The sequence below is a fragment of the Formosa sp. A9 genome, from assembly GCF_051200825.1.
Taxonomy (GTDB): domain Bacteria; phylum Bacteroidota; class Bacteroidia; order Flavobacteriales; family Flavobacteriaceae; genus Formosa.
In genome coordinates, this window is the sequence record NZ_CP195158.1 from 787,022 (window position 1) to 801,905 (window position 14,884).

The 14,884-nt window shown below is 35.7% G+C and carries 15 protein-coding genes; 4 read left to right on the plus strand and 11 right to left on the minus strand.

The genetic code is table 11. From position 1 onward, the window contains the following. The 3 genes from ACR9EA_RS03400 to rsfS all read right to left on the minus strand — a co-directional run bounded on the left by ACR9EA_RS03400 (position 1) and on the right by rsfS (position 3,055). The gene (locus ACR9EA_RS03400; RefSeq protein WP_435137536.1) at positions 1–612 is read right to left on the minus strand and encodes an LUD domain-containing protein; all 612 of its coding nucleotides are present in this window, start codon (positions 610–612) and stop codon (positions 1–3) included. A 127-nt stretch (positions 613–739) separates the two neighbouring features. Then, positions 740–2,677 carry an ATP-dependent zinc metalloprotease FtsH gene (gene ftsH / locus ACR9EA_RS03405; protein ID WP_435137539.1) on the minus strand — a complete coding sequence of 646 codons (1,938 nt, stop codon included), beginning with the start codon at positions 2,675–2,677 and terminating at the stop codon, positions 740–742. Positions 2,678–2,683: 6 nt separating this feature from the next. Further along, the gene (gene rsfS, locus ACR9EA_RS03410) at positions 2,684–3,055 is read right to left on the minus strand and encodes a ribosome silencing factor (protein WP_435137542.1); all 372 of its coding nucleotides are present in this window, start codon (positions 3,053–3,055) and stop codon (positions 2,684–2,686) included. A 94-nt stretch (positions 3,056–3,149) separates the two neighbouring features. Between rsfS and ACR9EA_RS03415 the strand changes: the two genes are divergently transcribed. Next, positions 3,150–3,881 carry a biotin--[acetyl-CoA-carboxylase] ligase gene (locus ACR9EA_RS03415; protein WP_435137545.1) on the plus strand — a complete coding sequence of 244 codons (732 nt, stop codon included), beginning with the start codon at positions 3,150–3,152 and terminating at the stop codon, positions 3,879–3,881. Here ACR9EA_RS03415 and ACR9EA_RS03420 read toward each other — a convergent pair. Together ACR9EA_RS03420 and pyrE are read right to left on the minus strand one after the other, a co-directional pair. Next, positions 3,878–4,273: an SRPBCC family protein gene (locus ACR9EA_RS03420; protein WP_435137547.1), complete on the minus strand. Its 396-nt coding sequence runs from the start codon at positions 4,271–4,273 to the stop codon at positions 3,878–3,880. The two genes, ACR9EA_RS03415 and ACR9EA_RS03420, sit on opposite strands and share 4 nt — an antisense overlap. Positions 4,274–4,300: 27 nt before the next feature. After that, the gene (gene pyrE, locus ACR9EA_RS03425) at positions 4,301–4,945 is read right to left on the minus strand and encodes an orotate phosphoribosyltransferase (RefSeq protein WP_435137550.1); all 645 of its coding nucleotides are present in this window, start codon (positions 4,943–4,945) and stop codon (positions 4,301–4,303) included. A 126-nt stretch (positions 4,946–5,071) separates the two neighbouring features. Between pyrE and ACR9EA_RS03430 the strand changes: the two genes are divergently transcribed. Further along, complete coding sequence (locus ACR9EA_RS03430) at positions 5,072–5,653, plus strand: NUDIX hydrolase (RefSeq protein WP_435137553.1); 582 nt, start codon at positions 5,072–5,074, stop codon at positions 5,651–5,653. On the opposite strand, the gene ACR9EA_RS03435 is transcribed toward ACR9EA_RS03430, so the two are convergent. The 4 genes from ACR9EA_RS03435 to ACR9EA_RS03450 all read right to left on the minus strand — a co-directional run bounded on the left by ACR9EA_RS03435 (position 5,646) and on the right by ACR9EA_RS03450 (position 10,857). After that, positions 5,646–6,332 (minus strand): N-formylglutamate amidohydrolase, encoded by a 687-nt coding sequence (locus tag ACR9EA_RS03435; RefSeq protein WP_435137556.1) that lies wholly within the window; start codon positions 6,330–6,332, stop codon positions 5,646–5,648. The two genes, ACR9EA_RS03430 and ACR9EA_RS03435, sit on opposite strands and share 8 nt — an antisense overlap. Then, on the minus strand, positions 6,332–7,555 hold the full coding sequence (locus tag ACR9EA_RS03440) for a glutamate-cysteine ligase family protein (RefSeq protein WP_435137559.1): 1,224 nt from the start codon (positions 7,553–7,555) through the stop codon (positions 6,332–6,334). Before ACR9EA_RS03440 ends, ACR9EA_RS03435 begins: the two co-directional genes overlap by 1 nt. A gap of 2 nt (positions 7,556–7,557) precedes the next feature. Beyond that, entirely contained in the window at positions 7,558–9,003 is a 1,446-nt protein-coding gene (locus ACR9EA_RS03445) for a RimK family protein (protein WP_435137562.1), read from the minus strand. A 117-nt stretch (positions 9,004–9,120) separates the two neighbouring features. Then, positions 9,121–10,857, minus strand: a complete 1,737-nt coding sequence (locus ACR9EA_RS03450) for a M14 family metallopeptidase (RefSeq protein ID WP_435137565.1) — start codon at positions 10,855–10,857, stop codon at positions 9,121–9,123. A gap of 99 nt (positions 10,858–10,956) precedes the next feature. On the opposite strand from ACR9EA_RS03450, the gene ACR9EA_RS03455 reads away from it, so the two are divergent. Continuing rightward, on the plus strand, positions 10,957–12,621 hold the full coding sequence (locus tag ACR9EA_RS03455) for a SulP family inorganic anion transporter (protein WP_435137569.1): 1,665 nt from the start codon (positions 10,957–10,959) through the stop codon (positions 12,619–12,621). A 146-nt stretch (positions 12,622–12,767) separates the two neighbouring features. On the opposite strand, the gene coaD is transcribed toward ACR9EA_RS03455, so the two are convergent. Together coaD and ACR9EA_RS03465 are read right to left on the minus strand one after the other, a co-directional pair. Further along, entirely contained in the window at positions 12,768–13,229 is a 462-nt protein-coding gene (coaD, locus tag ACR9EA_RS03460) for a pantetheine-phosphate adenylyltransferase (RefSeq protein ID WP_435137572.1), read from the minus strand. Positions 13,230–13,247: 18 nt separating this feature from the next. Then, the gene (locus ACR9EA_RS03465; protein WP_435137575.1) at positions 13,248–14,222 is read right to left on the minus strand and encodes a D-alanine--D-alanine ligase; all 975 of its coding nucleotides are present in this window, start codon (positions 14,220–14,222) and stop codon (positions 13,248–13,250) included. Positions 14,223–14,326: 104 nt separating this feature from the next. Between ACR9EA_RS03465 and ACR9EA_RS03470 the strand changes: the two genes are divergently transcribed. Beyond that, on the plus strand, positions 14,327–14,884 hold the full coding sequence (locus tag ACR9EA_RS03470; RefSeq protein WP_435137578.1) for a PASTA domain-containing protein: 558 nt from the start codon (positions 14,327–14,329) through the stop codon (positions 14,882–14,884).

The following is a 14,884-nucleotide window of genomic DNA, read 5'->3' on the forward strand; positions in this document are numbered from 1 at the left end:
CTAGAGGTCTTCTAAAAGCAGCAAATATAAGTTTTTTGAACTACTACCATAGGTCATAAAGTTTTTTTCATCAACAGATTTAAAGTGTTTAATTGTGGTGATGTTGGTAGGTATTTTTTGCGTGTTTTTAGATTTAATGCCTCGTAAGCCCTCACTGATGTTTTCAACAATTTGACTGGTTGTAGCAAATACAATAAAATTATCGGGTAAATCGATTAACTTTTTCTCGGCAATTTGTTTGGAGGTAATAAGTAGCGAACCATCGTCTGCAATTAAGTTTTCGCAACTTGTTAAAAAGTAAGTGGCATCTGTATCGTTTGGTTTGGCAATTGTTAAACTAGAAGATGCAAAGCGTTTTTGTAGTTCTTGTTCTAAGATCAGGATTTTTTTATCTTCCCAACTATTTTCTTCAATAATATGATCTAAAGTTTCAAAAACTTCATCTATATTTTCGCAATACAAAAACTTACCGCCATTGGCTTTAAAGTTTATGGTAAACTTTTCATCAATAGGTAACTTTACTTCTGGCATGTATTTGCCTCTGTCTTCAGATTGTATTTCCTCTGCTTCTTTGTTAGATTTGGATCCAAAAAGTTTTCTAAATAGACTCATTAAGACATTTATTCGCTATTAATCTTTATTATATCAGGTTGTTCAAAGATAAAAAATCTTAAACTAACCCAAATGGTTAATTTAAGATTTTTACAATTAGTAAGCTAATATAAGTTCGAAAAAAATATTATTTATCTAGTAAAGGTTTTTCGGTGTTTCCGAAGGCACGTTTTCCAAATATTTTTTCGAGATTATCTTTAAAAATAACTTCTTTTTCTAAAAGCACTTCGGCAAGCTCTGTAAGTTTGTCTTTATTGTCTTCTAACAACTTAACGGCTCTTGCATATTGTTCTTCTATAATATCTGAAATTTCTTTATCTATTAATTCGGCAGTTTTTTCGCTATAAGGTTTACTAAAACCATATTCGTTTTGACCTTGCGAATCGTAATAGGTAAGGTTGCCAACTTTGTCGCTTAACCCATAAACGGTTACCATGGCACGTGCTTGTTTAGTAACTTTTTCTAAATCGCTTAGAGCACCAGTAGATATTTTATTAAAAATGACTTGCTCGGCAGCACGACCACCTAATGCAGCACACATTTCGTCTAGCATTTGTTCTGGTCTAACAATTAAGCGTTCTTCTGGTAAATACCAAGCGGCACCTAACGAACGGCCTCTAGGTACTATAGTTACCTTAACTAAAGGCGCAGCATGCTCAAGCATCCAGCTAACTGTGGCGTGGCCAGCTTCGTGATAAGCAACGGCTTTCTTTTCGCTAGGTGTAATGATTTTATTTTTCTTTTCTAAACCTCCCACAATACGGTCTACAGCATCTAAAAAGTCTTGCCTGTCTACCGCTTTTTTGCCTTGTCTGGCAGCAATTAAAGCAGCTTCGTTACAAACATTAGCTATATCTGCTCCCGAAAATCCAGGGGTTTGTTTTGCTAAGAAATCGGTATCTAAATTTTCAGACTTCTTGATAGGTCTTAGGTGAACTTCAAAAATTTCTTTACGTTCTCTAATGTCTGGAAGATCTACAAATATCTGGCGGTCAAATCTACCAGCACGCATTAAAGCACTATCTAAAACATCGGCACGGTTTGTTGCAGCCAATACAATAACATTGGTATTTGTGCCAAAACCGTCCATTTCTGTTAACAACTGGTTTAAGGTGTTTTCACGCTCGTCATTAGATCCCGAGAAATTACTTTTTCCTCTGGCACGACCAATAGCATCAATTTCATCTATAAATATAATAGACGGTGATTTTTCTTTAGCCTGTTTAAATAAGTCTCTAACTCGAGAAGCACCAACACCAACAAACATTTCTACGAAGTCTGAACCAGATAGTGAAAAGAATGGTACTTTGGCTTCGCCTGCTACAGCTTTTGCTAAAAGCGTTTTACCAGTTCCTGGAGGGCCTACAAGCAATGCACCCTTAGGAATTTTACCTCCTAAAGAGGTGTATTTTTCTGGATTTTTAAGGAAATCTACAATCTCCTGTATTTCTTCTTTAGCACCTTCTAAACCTGCAACATCTTTAAACGACGTTTTAACATCTGTATTCTGGTCGAAAAGCTTAGCTTTCGATTTTCCGATGTTAAATATTTGTCCGCCAGCACCTCCGCCAGCGCCACCAGACATTCTGCGCATAATGAAAATCCATACCCCAATTAATAAAATAAACGGCAGTATACCTATTAAGAAATCGCCCCAAAGGTTTTGTTCGGTTTTATAATTAATTGTGGTTTTTAAATTTTTATCGCGAATAGTATCGTGTAATTGGTTTTCGAAGTTTTGTAAATCCCCGAATTCGAAAGTGTAATTAGGTAAACGTGTTGCGGTAGGCAACAAAGTAGATGGTTTAGATTTTTTATGTACATCTTTCTTTAATGCCTCGTCTGTTAAATATACCTGGGCTTCGCGTTTATTTACAATTTCTACAGATTCTACATCGCCTTCCTCAAGATATGTCATGAATTGAGACGGTGTCGTGCTATTAGCATTTTGTAAACTGCTCGTGTTAAAAAGTTGCATTGCAATAAAGAATGCGATAATAGCCCCATAAATCCAATACGGATTTAACTTGGGTTTTTTATTTGAATTTTTGTTGTCTTTAGCCATTAAATTTTAATAATTTGTTTCAATTATAGTTGTTTTTGCATCGCCCCACAAGCTCTCGATATCGTAATATTCGCGTATGTGTTTTTGAAATACATGCACCACAACATTTACGTAATCCATAAGCACCCATTCGGCATTATCTTGACCTTCTATGTGCCAAGGTTTGTCCTTAAGTTCTTTGCTTACTTTTTTTTGAACTGCGTTTACAATGGCATTAACTTGGGTGTTAGAAGTTCCTTCACAAACTATAAAATAGTCGCACACCGTATTTTCAATTTCGCGTAAATCTAGAAGATTGATTTCTTTACCTTTAACATCTTCAATCCCACTAAGAATGGTTGCTATGAGTAGGTCTGCGTTTGTATTGTCTTTCGCCATTAATTTGATTTAATTTGTACAAAGTTATTATTTTTTAGTTCTTTATACTTTAAATTTTACAGAAGTTTTTTTCCTGCTAATATAAATAATATAAATGCGTATAATCAAACTTGATGCCATCGATTCTACAAATACTTTTTTAAAACAATTAAGTAGTTGCGAGCTGTTAGAAGATTATACCGTGGTTACTGCTGAAGTGCAAACGCTAGGGCGCGGACAAATGGGAACGCAGTGGGAGTCTGAACCGGCTAAAAACCTTATGTTTAGTGTGTTTAAGGCTATAGATTTCTTGCCTACCGAAAAGCAGTTTTATATTAGTATGGTTACTGCTATTGCCGTTTATAAAGCTTTTAAAAAGATGTCGCTGCCTAAAGTTTTTATTAAATGGCCAAACGACATTTTGTCAGATAACAAGAAGATTTGTGGCATTTTAATAGAGAATATTATTAGAAACGGCGAATTGCGTGACAGTGTTTTGGGAATAGGAATTAATGTGAATCAAACCGATTTCTCGAATTTGCCTAAAGCCGATTCTATTTTAAATAAAACCTGTATTGCTTATGGGTTAGACGAAGTGTTAGATTATGTGTTAGTTGAATTGAAAGCGGGTTTTGCCAAACTGGAAGACCAACAATACGAGTCTTTAAAATTGGAGTACGAAAGTGTACTGTTTAAAAAAAATAAACCTTCAACATTTTTAGATGCCGAAGGTCGTATGTTTTCTGGTATTATAAGAGGTGTTACAGAACAAGGCTGTTTACAGGTGCTTGTTGAAGATCAGCTTATAAAACCGTTCGATTTAAAAGAAATAAGTTTGTTGTATTAAAGTGCTTGTGGCATTTTAGTAACCAATGTTTCTATAAATTTAGAAATTGGACCTTTTACCATCATGGCCATCATTGGGTTAAAGTCGCCTTCAAATTGAAGGTGTACATCGCTGTTGCCTTCGCTAGTTTCGTTAATATGACCTGTTAAAGCGAAATCTAATTTGCCGCCCGCAGCACCTAAAACGATTTTATTTGGTGGTATTACTTCTTTCTTTTTAAGTACAATTTCTGGCATGCCTTGTAAAGCAAACAAAAATTTATCGTCTTCTAAAACTTCAAACTTGTTGATGTTTTCTGGCATTAATTTTTCGAAATTTTTAATATCTGATAAAAAATCAAAAATATCTTGAGACGATTTGTTTACTGTAACTTTAGGTGATTCTAATTTCATGAATGTTTGTTTTAAATCTTAAGGATATCAAATAACGTTCCATTCGCTAGGGTTGGCATTCCAATCTGTTAAGGTTTGCACTTCAGACTGCGATATGTAGTTGGTTTCTACAGCTTGTTCTAGAAGACTGTCGTAGTTACTTAAAGTGTGTAGTGTTACATTTTCCTTTTTGAAATTGTCGTGGGCCACGCTAAAACCATACGAAAAAATGGCGATCATGCCCTTTACGTTCAATTGTTCTTCGCGTAGGGCTTTTACAGCATTTAAACTGCTTTTACCAGTACTTATTAAATCTTCAACAACAACTACATTTTGCCCTTTTTGTATAAAACCTTCTATCTGGTTTTTACGACCATGGCCTTTTGGTTCTGGTCTAACATAAATAAAAGGAACTCCTAAGTATTCGGCAACAAGCATACCAATACCAATTGCGCCAGTAGCAACACCAGCAATTACGTCTGGTTTTCCGTACTGTTTTTCAATTTGTTTGGCCATAGTTTCGCGAATATAATTTCGGATAGGAGGAAAAGAAAGCACTATTCTGTTGTCGCAGTAAATAGGTGATTTCCATCCAGATGCCCATGTAAAAGGAGCACTTGGGCTTAGTTTTATAGCGTTTACTTGCAATAAAACTTCAGCAGTTTTTCGAGCGGTATGTTTATTAAAAATCATAGTTGCAAAACTACACATAAATTTAAATTTATGTAGCAGTTAAAAGTATTAAAATTATTTTTTTAAAGTTAATACGTTTCTTTTAAAAATTGATATTTTTACCGTATTAATACAGTAAATTTTACTATGTATAAAGTTTTTGTTAACGATAAGCCTATTATTTTAACGACAAAGGTTGAGCAAGAAACCTATTTTAAAAATTATTTGCTAGATACGGTGCAACTCGGGAAAGTTATTAAAGAATTAAACAACACTAACTTAAAAGAGGTGCGGTTAATTCATAAAAATGAAGATAAACTTTTAAAAAAGTTTTTAAAAAAATTACCTGTAGTTGAAGCCGGGGGAGGTAAGGTATATAATAAAGAAGGACAAATTTTATTTATTTATAGAAACGATAAATGGGATTTGCCTAAAGGTAAAGCAGAGGCAAAAGAAAGTATAGAAGAAACGTCTATACGTGAGGTCGAGGAAGAAACAGGAGTTAAAGGATTAAAAATAACAAAACCTTTAGAAACGACCTATCATATATTTAAACGCAACGGGAAGTATAAAATTAAGGTTACCCACTGGTTTGAGATGACCACTACATTTACGGGTAATTTGTGGCCGCAAATTAACGAGGGTATTACTAAAGTAGAATGGTTAAGCGAAATGGAAGCTGCCCAAGCTTTAGAAAATTCGTATGCTAATATTCGGTTGCTTATTTAAGAAGGATATTTTTTAAGCTGTTATATAGCGTTTGCTTTAATGGTACGGGCATAGCATTGTTTTTAGCGAACTTTTGATTGATTTCTAACTCGATACCGACATAATTCTCAGGGAATTTTTTTCGCAAATAACTTGTAAAACCATCTGCTTTGCCTAGATATGGGTAATTGTAACGAATGTGTAAGGCTTTGTTTTGTCTTGTTAATTCCGTTTTAAATTTATGGCAAAATATTTTTTCTGCTTGTATAGAACTGTCGTACAACAAACCTACATCGCAATGGCGCTCTACGGTGTTTAAAATAGGGGTAAAGCTATGAACCGATAAATGTATAACGGTTTCTCCTTTGTTGAGTGCTTGTGTTATGTAATTTTCAACAGCTTGTCTGTAAATCGTGTAATAGCTTTCAATAAGCTGTTGTTTTATGGGTTTTGATGCCGTTTTTGTGAATTCTGAAAATAGATTTTTATGATGCAACGATCGGTTTAATTCTATGACTAAGCGACTTGTTTCGCTAAAATTTGAAAAGTCTGCCTGTGGTTTTAAATATTTGAAAACATCGAGAGCGCCCAAATCGTAACCGCGATGAGAATCCAGAATTTCTTCTGAATTCTCAAAGAGAAACTGATACTGTTTCGGAATGTCATTCCCGCCATGTTCGCAAGTTAAAACGAATTTCATTATAAAAACATTGTGTTATTTTGAAGACATTCTGCAAGTTTAGAATACACCTTTTTTATATGCTTTTCAGAATTGTCATTGGCGAGAGCTTGAGTTATTCTTGTTGCCAAAGTCCCTTCATTTAAAAGCGTTTCGATGGTGATGTAATGCGATTTATGAATGTTGGGTTTTGCTAATTCATAAAGGTGTTTCCACACGCTTTGTATGGTGCAGGCGTTTTCAATATCAAATACATTAAGGTAATCTAAGTTTGTAATTATAGTAGTTTCGCCATATTTAATAGCATCATTTAAAATAGCGAATAAATCTTCTTTGACCCAGCGTTTTTGCATGGCTAAAGGTGCTAGTTTTTTATTGACCAATAATTTTAATACTTCAATAATTAAAGCGCAAATGGCTAAGTCTGCTTTTGGACATTCTTGAATATCGATTAATCTAATTTCTATCGCATTCCTGTCAAATCGCGCAATAGCGCCTCGTGAATTTAAAAAGTAATGATCGAGAATATGGTGCGTGTCAAAAGGTTTTATAGCTTTTTTAATCGGTTCGAAAATCGTGGCGTAATAATCTAATTTTGTGAATGCGCGCTCAGGAATAATAAGTCCGGCCAGTTCAGGAATTTCCTTTTGGTTGGTTTTGTAATATTCTAAACGGGTGTCTTTAAAGCCTGTAATTTTACCTTCTAGTATTGGCGAACTCGCAGCTAAACCTGGAATAAGCGGCAATATTAAACGAATTGCGGCGTGTAGTCTTTCAAATTCTTTGTCATCAAAAAAAGGCAGATTAATGTGTGCACTTTGTACATTGCTCCAACCATGGTTTTTGCAATTAAATATACGGTTATAAAGCTCGTAAACCTCGCTGTAACTGTGTTGCCAAAGTTGGGTTTCGGTTACGGGATTCATAAATGGGTGCGCTGCGCTTGGTAATAATTGTGCTTGTAGGGGTTTTAAAAGCGTATTAATTTCGGTTATATTTTCATGGAACAGTTTCGATAATCCGTTTAAATCTTTAGTCGGCCCATTGGTTTTAAGTTCTACTACATGCGCCACTAATTCGTTGCTCCAGGCAATTTTTCCGTTGGAAATATCCGAGGTTAATTTGCCTTTCTTTTTGGTGAAAAGGGCATCAACTATAGGTGCTATTTTTAAATTAGAAGGTTGCACGAGCATATATTCTAGCTCGATGCCATACACGTCGAAAAGATGATATTTTTTATGCATTGTTAGTCTAAGCGTGTTTTTAAAGCTGTTAAAATTTCAGTGTAAACCGTGTCGCCATAATAGGCGTCTTCTACACCAAAATCGATGTTGGGGTTGTCGTTAATTTCAATTACCATTGGGGTGTTGTTAACCACTTTAATGTCGATGCCATACAGTCCTGAACCGATAAGTTTCGCCGATTTTATAGCCATCTTCAAAACGTTTTTTGGTACAGACTCTATAGGGACACATTCGGCGTCGCCATCTTGGTCGGTTTTCTTTTTAGCATTCCAGTTGTAAATTTGCCAATGGCCTTTTGCCATATAATATTTACAGGCGAAAAAAGGTTTGTGATCTAAAATGCCAATACGCCAATCGTAATCTGACGGACAAAATTCTTGCGCGATAATGAGATCTGATTCTTTTAACATGTTATTGACCAAATCCTGATACTCGCGTTCTGTTTTTGCTTTTTTTACGCCAAACGAAAATGTAGAATCGGGTGCTTTTAACACGCAAGGCAAACCAACAGTGTCTAAAACCAAATGTTTATTGTCCTTATGCACAATAAGTGTTTTTGGTGTTGGAATGTTCGCATTTTGCAAAGCTTCTGCCATATAGACTTTGTTGCAGCATTTTAAAATGGCATCAGGATAGTCTACAATGGCAATACCTTCTTGTTGTGCTTTTCGGGCAAAGGCGTAAGCTTCGTTATTAACTTCGGTACTTTGGCGAATGAATAAAGCATCGAAAGATGATAGACGCGATAAGTCTTTAGGTTCTATCAATTCGGCGTAAATATTCATTTTTTCAGCAAGATCGATAAACTTTTTTAAGGCTTTCGTGTTGCTTGGTGGTGCCGGATCTTTTGGATTAACTAATATGGCTAAATCGAAATCGCTTTTGTTCAATTTCGGGATATCGTAACGTTTTTTAGAAAAGTACTGATTAGCGAATTCCTGAACGCTTTCGATGTGTTCCGATGGTATTTCGGATTCCGAAATGGCCTTTATACTTTGTATGTGCCACTTTGTGGTGTGGTTAAATTTAACACGTAAAAAAGGTACCTGAAAATGTTTGTAAAACAACAGGCTTAGTTCTTTATATTTTTGCGCTACATTTTGTCCAAAATAAATGCTAAGGGTAAAGTCTTGTGATTTTATGTTTTTTAAGCTGTGCTGAATGATATCGTCAAACTCATCCGATACAATTCTAACCAGTTTTAAAGCTTTTAAATCGACAATGTTTTTTACCGTTGGTATAGGTAAATGCCCGCGAGCTTCTGCTAAAAGCGATACGTAATACCCTTTAGATTGGTACGAATAATCTTTACATAAATTGAAAATTCTTGCTTTTTTTACTAAGGCGTATTCTGGATTGGTAAGGTAATCTTGGGCAGAGATTACTGTAATATTCTCAATCGAAAAATTCCATTTTTCAGGTTGATTGACAACAATGTATTTGTTCATTAAAGGCGCTTCATAGCGGTAGTAATTTTAATCAAAAGTATATCATTTTTGAATATCATTTACATTTTCAATAAAATTTTTAATGTTAAATAATTGCTTGTAAATCAATGTGTTTTTTTAATGATTGAGTCGGTATACAGGATATTGTAAATGTGTCGTTTCGTAATATTTGCTGTGTTTGTGAAGCCAGTCTAATTGCGCATACCAATTTTTTGAAAAATCGGAATCTGTTTGTTGTTTTGCTTCAAATTCGGCTTTGAGTTCGGGATTGTTGTTTAAGAGCTCTAAAGCTAAATCTTCCCAGACATACGGCGAAAAATGTTCTTTTTGCTGAAGAATACTGTCGAAGAAATTCCAGTTGAAAAACGAATCGACGGCTTGAGGCTCTAAAGTTTCTAATAAGTAGCGAATGGCAGGTTGGTTGGTTTCGATGTAAATGTCGCCAGTTCGGAAGGTTTTAGATACGGTTTTTGAAGATATTTTGGTGTTTTTGTGTAGATAATGGCCTTCGTAAGGAGTTTCCGAAGTTTCAAAATCTTCAATTTTATAAGCTTCAACCAAAAATGTTTGATCGGTTTCTAGCGGTTTCATTTTTACCTGATTCAATTCAAATAACGCGATTATAGGATACCAGCCTTGCGGAATTATGTAAGCTTTCGGGATATTTATACTTGTAGTGGATTTAAAGTAATTTTGATAGGTTACAGATTTGGTAAACGGTTTGTTGCGGTCGTATTGTAAACGTTTTAAGCCTGTAATTTTGCTAGTCGTGTAACTGCCTTCAAAACCCTTAAATTGAAGCGTCGAGCTTTTAGTGGTGTCTACAACCCAATTTAGCGGATAGGTTTTAGTATTTGCAAAAGTGCGATTGGCTTGGTCGCGTAATACTTTTATTGTTTTGTAATCTTTTTCAATTAAATCAATCATGCTTATCATCAGTTCGTAAGTGCCTTCAACACGTTGTTTATAAGGTTTCAGCATGTGGGTTTCAACCATCATACCCAACGTGTTAAACAAGGTTGTATATCCGGTGGAATATCTTGGGTGATCTATAAACTGGCTAAATCCAATTTCAGGAACCTGATTAAAAACGTTTACGTAAGGGGTAATGTCCCAGTTTTTAGCGGCAAGTTGTTGTTCTAATTCAGGCATCATTTGGGTGTGTAGGTAGTTACCTAAATCGCCACCTAATTTATTGTGTTGGGTAAATAAATGGGTGAGTGTATATTGGTAATCGGCACCATTGCTTACGTGGTTGTCTATAAACACATCGGGATTTACTTTATGAAAAATTTCGGCAAACGCTTTACTGTTTTTGGTGTCGCTTTTAATAAAGTCGCGATTTAAATCGTAATTTCTGGCATTGCCTCTAAACCCGTAATCTTTAGGACCGTTTTGATTGGTTCTGGAACTTGAGTTTCGGTTTAGACTTCCACCAATATTATATATAGGAATGGTGGTTAACACCGTGTGTTTGGGCATTTTAATTTTACCTTGAGCAAGATCGCGAAACAGCATCATGGTGGCATCTATACCATCGCTTTCACCTGGATGAATGCCGTTATTGATGAGTAAAATACGTTTATCTTCTCCGATTTCAGAAAAATTGAAATCCTTATCGGGATTTAAAGTGATAAGGTGAAGCGGTTTGCCAGAATCGGTTTGTCCAACAGTTTCTATGTGAATTTCAGGAAACGATTTAGCTAAAGTTTCGTAAAACTGAATCACTTCCTGATACGTTGCGGTTTCGGTACCGTTACTTTTTTCGAAATGTGTTAAAAACGTATTGTTAATTTGGGCGTGTAAACCAGTGGTTATTACAAGACTAAGTAAAACAGACTTTAGGGATTTCATTTTTTGTAAATTTGGTTCAAACTTAATGAAATTATTACAGTAAGAACTTGCAGGACGCTATTTTAACTGTATTTTTGCCGCTTAAAAAAAAACAGAAACATGACCGATTTTATTAGGAAAATAACACCTAACCCAAAAGATGATGTTTTAGCAGGAGTTACTGTATCGTTAGCCATGATTCCCGAAGTAGTAGCCTTTGCTTTCGTGGCTCAAATAGATCCGTTGGTGGCACTTTCCGGAGCCTTCATAGTGGGGCTAATTACAGCTATTTTTGGTGGTCGCCCAGGGTTAATTTCTGGTGCGGCAGGTGCGGTTGCTGTTATTTTTGTGCATCTTATCTCCGAAGGGCATACTAAAGGCATGTTGTTTGAAACGCCTGTGGAAAATATGGGATACTTTTATCTTTTAGCAGCCGTAATTTTAATGGGAATTTTTCAGATTGCAGCAGGTGTGTTTAAATTAGGGCGTTTTGTTAGGTTAATTCCACATCCTGTTATGTTGGGTTTTGTAAACGGTCTGGCTATTGTTATTTTTCTGGCGCAAGTGCGTATGTTTTCTCATAAAAAATTAGAAATTACTGCCGAGGGTGTTAAGCAATATATTAATATCCCGATGGAAGGTACAGAACTTTATACCATGATTGGTCTTGTGGCCTTAACCATGGGCATTATCTGGTTGTTACCCAGAATTACAACTAAAATTCCAGCGGCCTTAACAGCTATTTTGGTTACTACGGCGGTGACTATTTTTGGAGGTTTGGATGTGAGTACCGTAGGATCTTATATAGTTGAAGGTGGAGGTACCGGACTGAAAGGCGAGTTCCCAACTCCAAACTTAGAATTATGGCAGTATTTACCATTTAATCTCGATACGCTTCAATTTATTTTGCCGTATGCTTTCTTAGCGGCTTCGGTTGGGTTAATAGAGTCTTTAATGACTATGAATTTAGTAGATGAATTGACCGAAACCCGTGGTAATAGTAATAGAGAATGTATAGCACAAGGTGCAGGAAATATGGTTAGTGGCTTGTTTGGTGGCACTGGTGGTTGTGGTATGATTGGGCAAACTGTTATTAATATAAATGCTGGTGGTCGTGGTAGATTGTCGGGAGTAATGATGGCTGTAACTTTATTAACTTTCATTTTATTTACAGATAAATATATAGAGCAAGTGCCTATTGCGGCGTTAGTTGGTGTGATGTTTATGATGGTGATTGAAACCTTTGCTTGGTCGAGTTTCCGAATTATTAGAAAAATACCTGTGGCAGATGCTGTGGTGTTGGTAATCGTTTCGGCGGTAACGGTAATTTACGATTTAGCTATTGCGGTTTTTGTTGGAGTGATTATTTCGGCTTTGGCTTTCGCTTGGGAAAATGCTAAAAAGATTCGTGCCAGAAAGCGTTATTCCGAAGACGGTAAAGTGAAGACCTACGAAATCTGGGGGCCTTTATTCTTTGGGTCGATTACTGCTTTTAATGAAAAGTTCGATGTGAAAAACGATCCCGATGAGGTGATTATCGATTTTGTTGAATCTCGCGTAAGCGATCATTCAGCTTTAGAAGCCATCACGAATATTGTAAATAAATACGAAGAGCAAGGCAAGACGATTAAGTTGAAGCATTTAAGCGAAGATTGTAAAACTTTAATGTATAAGGCGAATCCGAAGTTTAGAGAGGTGATTGTGGAAGATGTTCACGATCCGCGTTACCACTTGGCTGCCGATCCTGAGAAGTTCCCGAAGCCATTATCTGAGTATCAGTTTTAATATTGATATCGGTATCTTGAATAGAAGCTTTGGTTTGCTTCGGTTCTTGGTTTTTTTAAAGAGTCGGTTGCCTGTTAAATAATATGCTGTGTTACTTGGCTGATGGTACACGCAGCAGGGATTTTTTTAAAAGATGTTTAGTGGAATTACAGGCTATTTAAATTAACACTTTTAGGGACCAATACTTTGTAATCGCCTTTGTTTCTAATAACATCTCTAACAATGCTAGAGCTTATAAATGAAGTTCTGGCAGCAGTAAGTAAAAACACAGTTTCTATTTTAGAGAGTTTTCTGTTGGTGTGGGCAATGGCTTTTTCAAATTCAAAGTCGGCTGGATTTCTTAGTCCGCGTAAAATAAACTGGGCATCAATTTCTTTACAGAAATCTACTGTTAGACCTTCGTAGGTAACTACTTTTACTTTTGGTTCTTTTTTAAACGCTTCTTCTATAAACTGTTTGCGGACCTCGAGATCGAACATGTATTTTTTTTCGGAGTTAACACCAATAGCAACTACTACTTCATCAAAAAGTTTTACGCCTCTTTTAATAATGTCGTAATGGCCTAAAGTAATGGGGTCGAAAGATCCAGGAAAAATAGCTCGTCTCATGGTATAAAATTACAGTTTTTATTTTAAAGCTTCTTCAATAGCACTGTCAAATAAATCGGTAAGCGATATGCCAGCAACAGCGGCTTGTTGGGGTAAAATGCTTTCTTTGGTCATTCCTGGTATAGTATTCATTTCTAATAAATGGGGTTCACCATCTTTAAAGATATATTCACTTCGGGAGAAGCCTTTCATTTTGAGAACCTCGTAGACTTTTTTTGCTAATTGGGTTACTTTTTGTTCTTGATCTGGTGTTAATCTGGCGGGGGTAATTTCTTCGGACTGACCTAAATATTTGGCGTTATAGTCAAAAAAATCATTCTTGCTTACAATCTCGGTTATGGGCAACACTTTGGTTTCGCCTTTATAGGTAATAACACCTACCGATACTTCGGTGCCTTCTAAAAACGATTCGATAATAATTTCGTCGTCTTCTTTAAAAGCAATGTCTATAGCATTTTTTAAATCTTCTTTTTTGTAAACTTTCGTTACCCCAAAACTGCTTCCGGCCTTATTGGCCTTTACAAAACAAGGTAAACCTACTTTGGCAACAATGGCATCTTCGTTAATATCATCACCGAGATTTAAAAAGTACGATTCGGCTGTTTTTATGGCATAAGGTTTTAAAATACTTAGCAGATCACGCTTATTAAAAGTAATATTAGCCTGGTACATGTTGCAACTGGTATGCGGTATATTTAATAGTTGAAAATACCCTTGTATAAATCCGTCTTCGCCTGGTGAGCCATGAATGGCATTAAACACACAGTCGAAACTGATTTTTGTGCCGTTAACCATTGTGGAAAAGTCGTTTTTGTCTATTGGAAATTCTTCGTCTTGATCGTTTACATAAACCCATTTTTCTTTAAAAATATGAACTCTGTAACTGTTGTATTTCGAGGCGTCTAACGATTGGTAAACTACATTACCGCTTTTTAAAGAGATTTCGTATTCGCTGGAATACCCACCCATAATGATGGCGATATTTTTTTTCATAACAATAACAAACGATGGAAAAAATCGTTTAGCTAAAATATCATTTATTAATCAAAAGTAAAAACAGAACGGTTTTTATATATTTGCTTATCAAATTTCCATTCATGAGCGTTATTAAATTTCTTACCAGTAAAACTTTTTTTCTAAATGTATTGTTGGCGGTAGTAGCCATTTTTGTAGTGTGTTATCTTATGCTACGTTGGCTAGATGCGACTACCAATCATGGTGAGTTCGAAACCGTACCAGATTTAACAGGTAAGTCTATAGATATGGCAAAAATGGAGTTAGAGCACAACCATTTGGTCATGCAAATTCAAGATTCGGCTAATTTTAATCCCGATTATCCAAAGTTTTCGGTAATAGAGCAAGACCCAAAACCAGGATTTAAAGTAAAAGAAGACCGTAAAATTTATATTACACTCAATCCGTCAGGATACAGAAAAGTATTGGTTCCAGAACTAGAGGAGCGTACTTTTAGACAAGCAAAACCTACTTTAGAAGCTTTAGGTTTTGCTGTAGGTAACATTACCTATGTAGATAATATAGGTAAAGACATGGTTTTAAAAATGACTTTTGAAGGAAAAGATATCCAGTCAGGCGATAAGTTGCCAAAAACTTCTAAAATAGATTTGGTATTGGGTAATGGAAACAGACCACAGTAA

What these genes read in the sequence shown, in the direction of transcription:
- ACR9EA_RS03400 (WP_435137536.1), bottom strand. Translation starts at nt 612, where the DNA reads ATGAGTCTATTTAGAAAACTTTTTGGATCCAAATCTAACAAAGAAGCA.
- ftsH (WP_435137539.1), bottom strand. Translation starts at nt 2,677, where the DNA reads ATGGCTAAAGACAACAAAAATTCAAATAAAAAACCCAAGTTAAATCCG.
- rsfS (WP_435137542.1), bottom strand. Translation starts at nt 3,055, where the DNA reads ATGGCGAAAGACAATACAAACGCAGACCTACTCATAGCAACCATTCTT.
- ACR9EA_RS03415 (WP_435137545.1), top strand. Translation starts at nt 3,150, where the DNA reads ATGCGTATAATCAAACTTGATGCCATCGATTCTACAAATACTTTTTTA.
- ACR9EA_RS03420 (WP_435137547.1), bottom strand. Translation starts at nt 4,273, where the DNA reads ATGAAATTAGAATCACCTAAAGTTACAGTAAACAAATCGTCTCAAGAT.
- pyrE (WP_435137550.1), bottom strand. Translation starts at nt 4,945, where the DNA reads ATGATTTTTAATAAACATACCGCTCGAAAAACTGCTGAAGTTTTATTG.
- ACR9EA_RS03430 (WP_435137553.1), top strand. Translation starts at nt 5,072, where the DNA reads ATGTATAAAGTTTTTGTTAACGATAAGCCTATTATTTTAACGACAAAG.
- ACR9EA_RS03435 (WP_435137556.1), bottom strand. Translation starts at nt 6,332, where the DNA reads ATGAAATTCGTTTTAACTTGCGAACATGGCGGGAATGACATTCCGAAA.
- ACR9EA_RS03440 (WP_435137559.1), bottom strand. Translation starts at nt 7,555, where the DNA reads ATGCATAAAAAATATCATCTTTTCGACGTGTATGGCATCGAGCTAGAA.
- ACR9EA_RS03445 (WP_435137562.1), bottom strand. Translation starts at nt 9,003, where the DNA reads ATGAACAAATACATTGTTGTCAATCAACCTGAAAAATGGAATTTTTCG.
- ACR9EA_RS03450 (WP_435137565.1), bottom strand. Translation starts at nt 10,857, where the DNA reads ATGAAATCCCTAAAGTCTGTTTTACTTAGTCTTGTAATAACCACTGGT.
- ACR9EA_RS03455 (WP_435137569.1), top strand. Translation starts at nt 10,957, where the DNA reads ATGACCGATTTTATTAGGAAAATAACACCTAACCCAAAAGATGATGTT.
- coaD (WP_435137572.1), bottom strand. Translation starts at nt 13,229, where the DNA reads ATGAGACGAGCTATTTTTCCTGGATCTTTCGACCCCATTACTTTAGGC.
- ACR9EA_RS03465 (WP_435137575.1), bottom strand. Translation starts at nt 14,222, where the DNA reads ATGAAAAAAAATATCGCCATCATTATGGGTGGGTATTCCAGCGAATAC.
- ACR9EA_RS03470 (WP_435137578.1), top strand. Translation starts at nt 14,327, where the DNA reads ATGAGCGTTATTAAATTTCTTACCAGTAAAACTTTTTTTCTAAATGTA.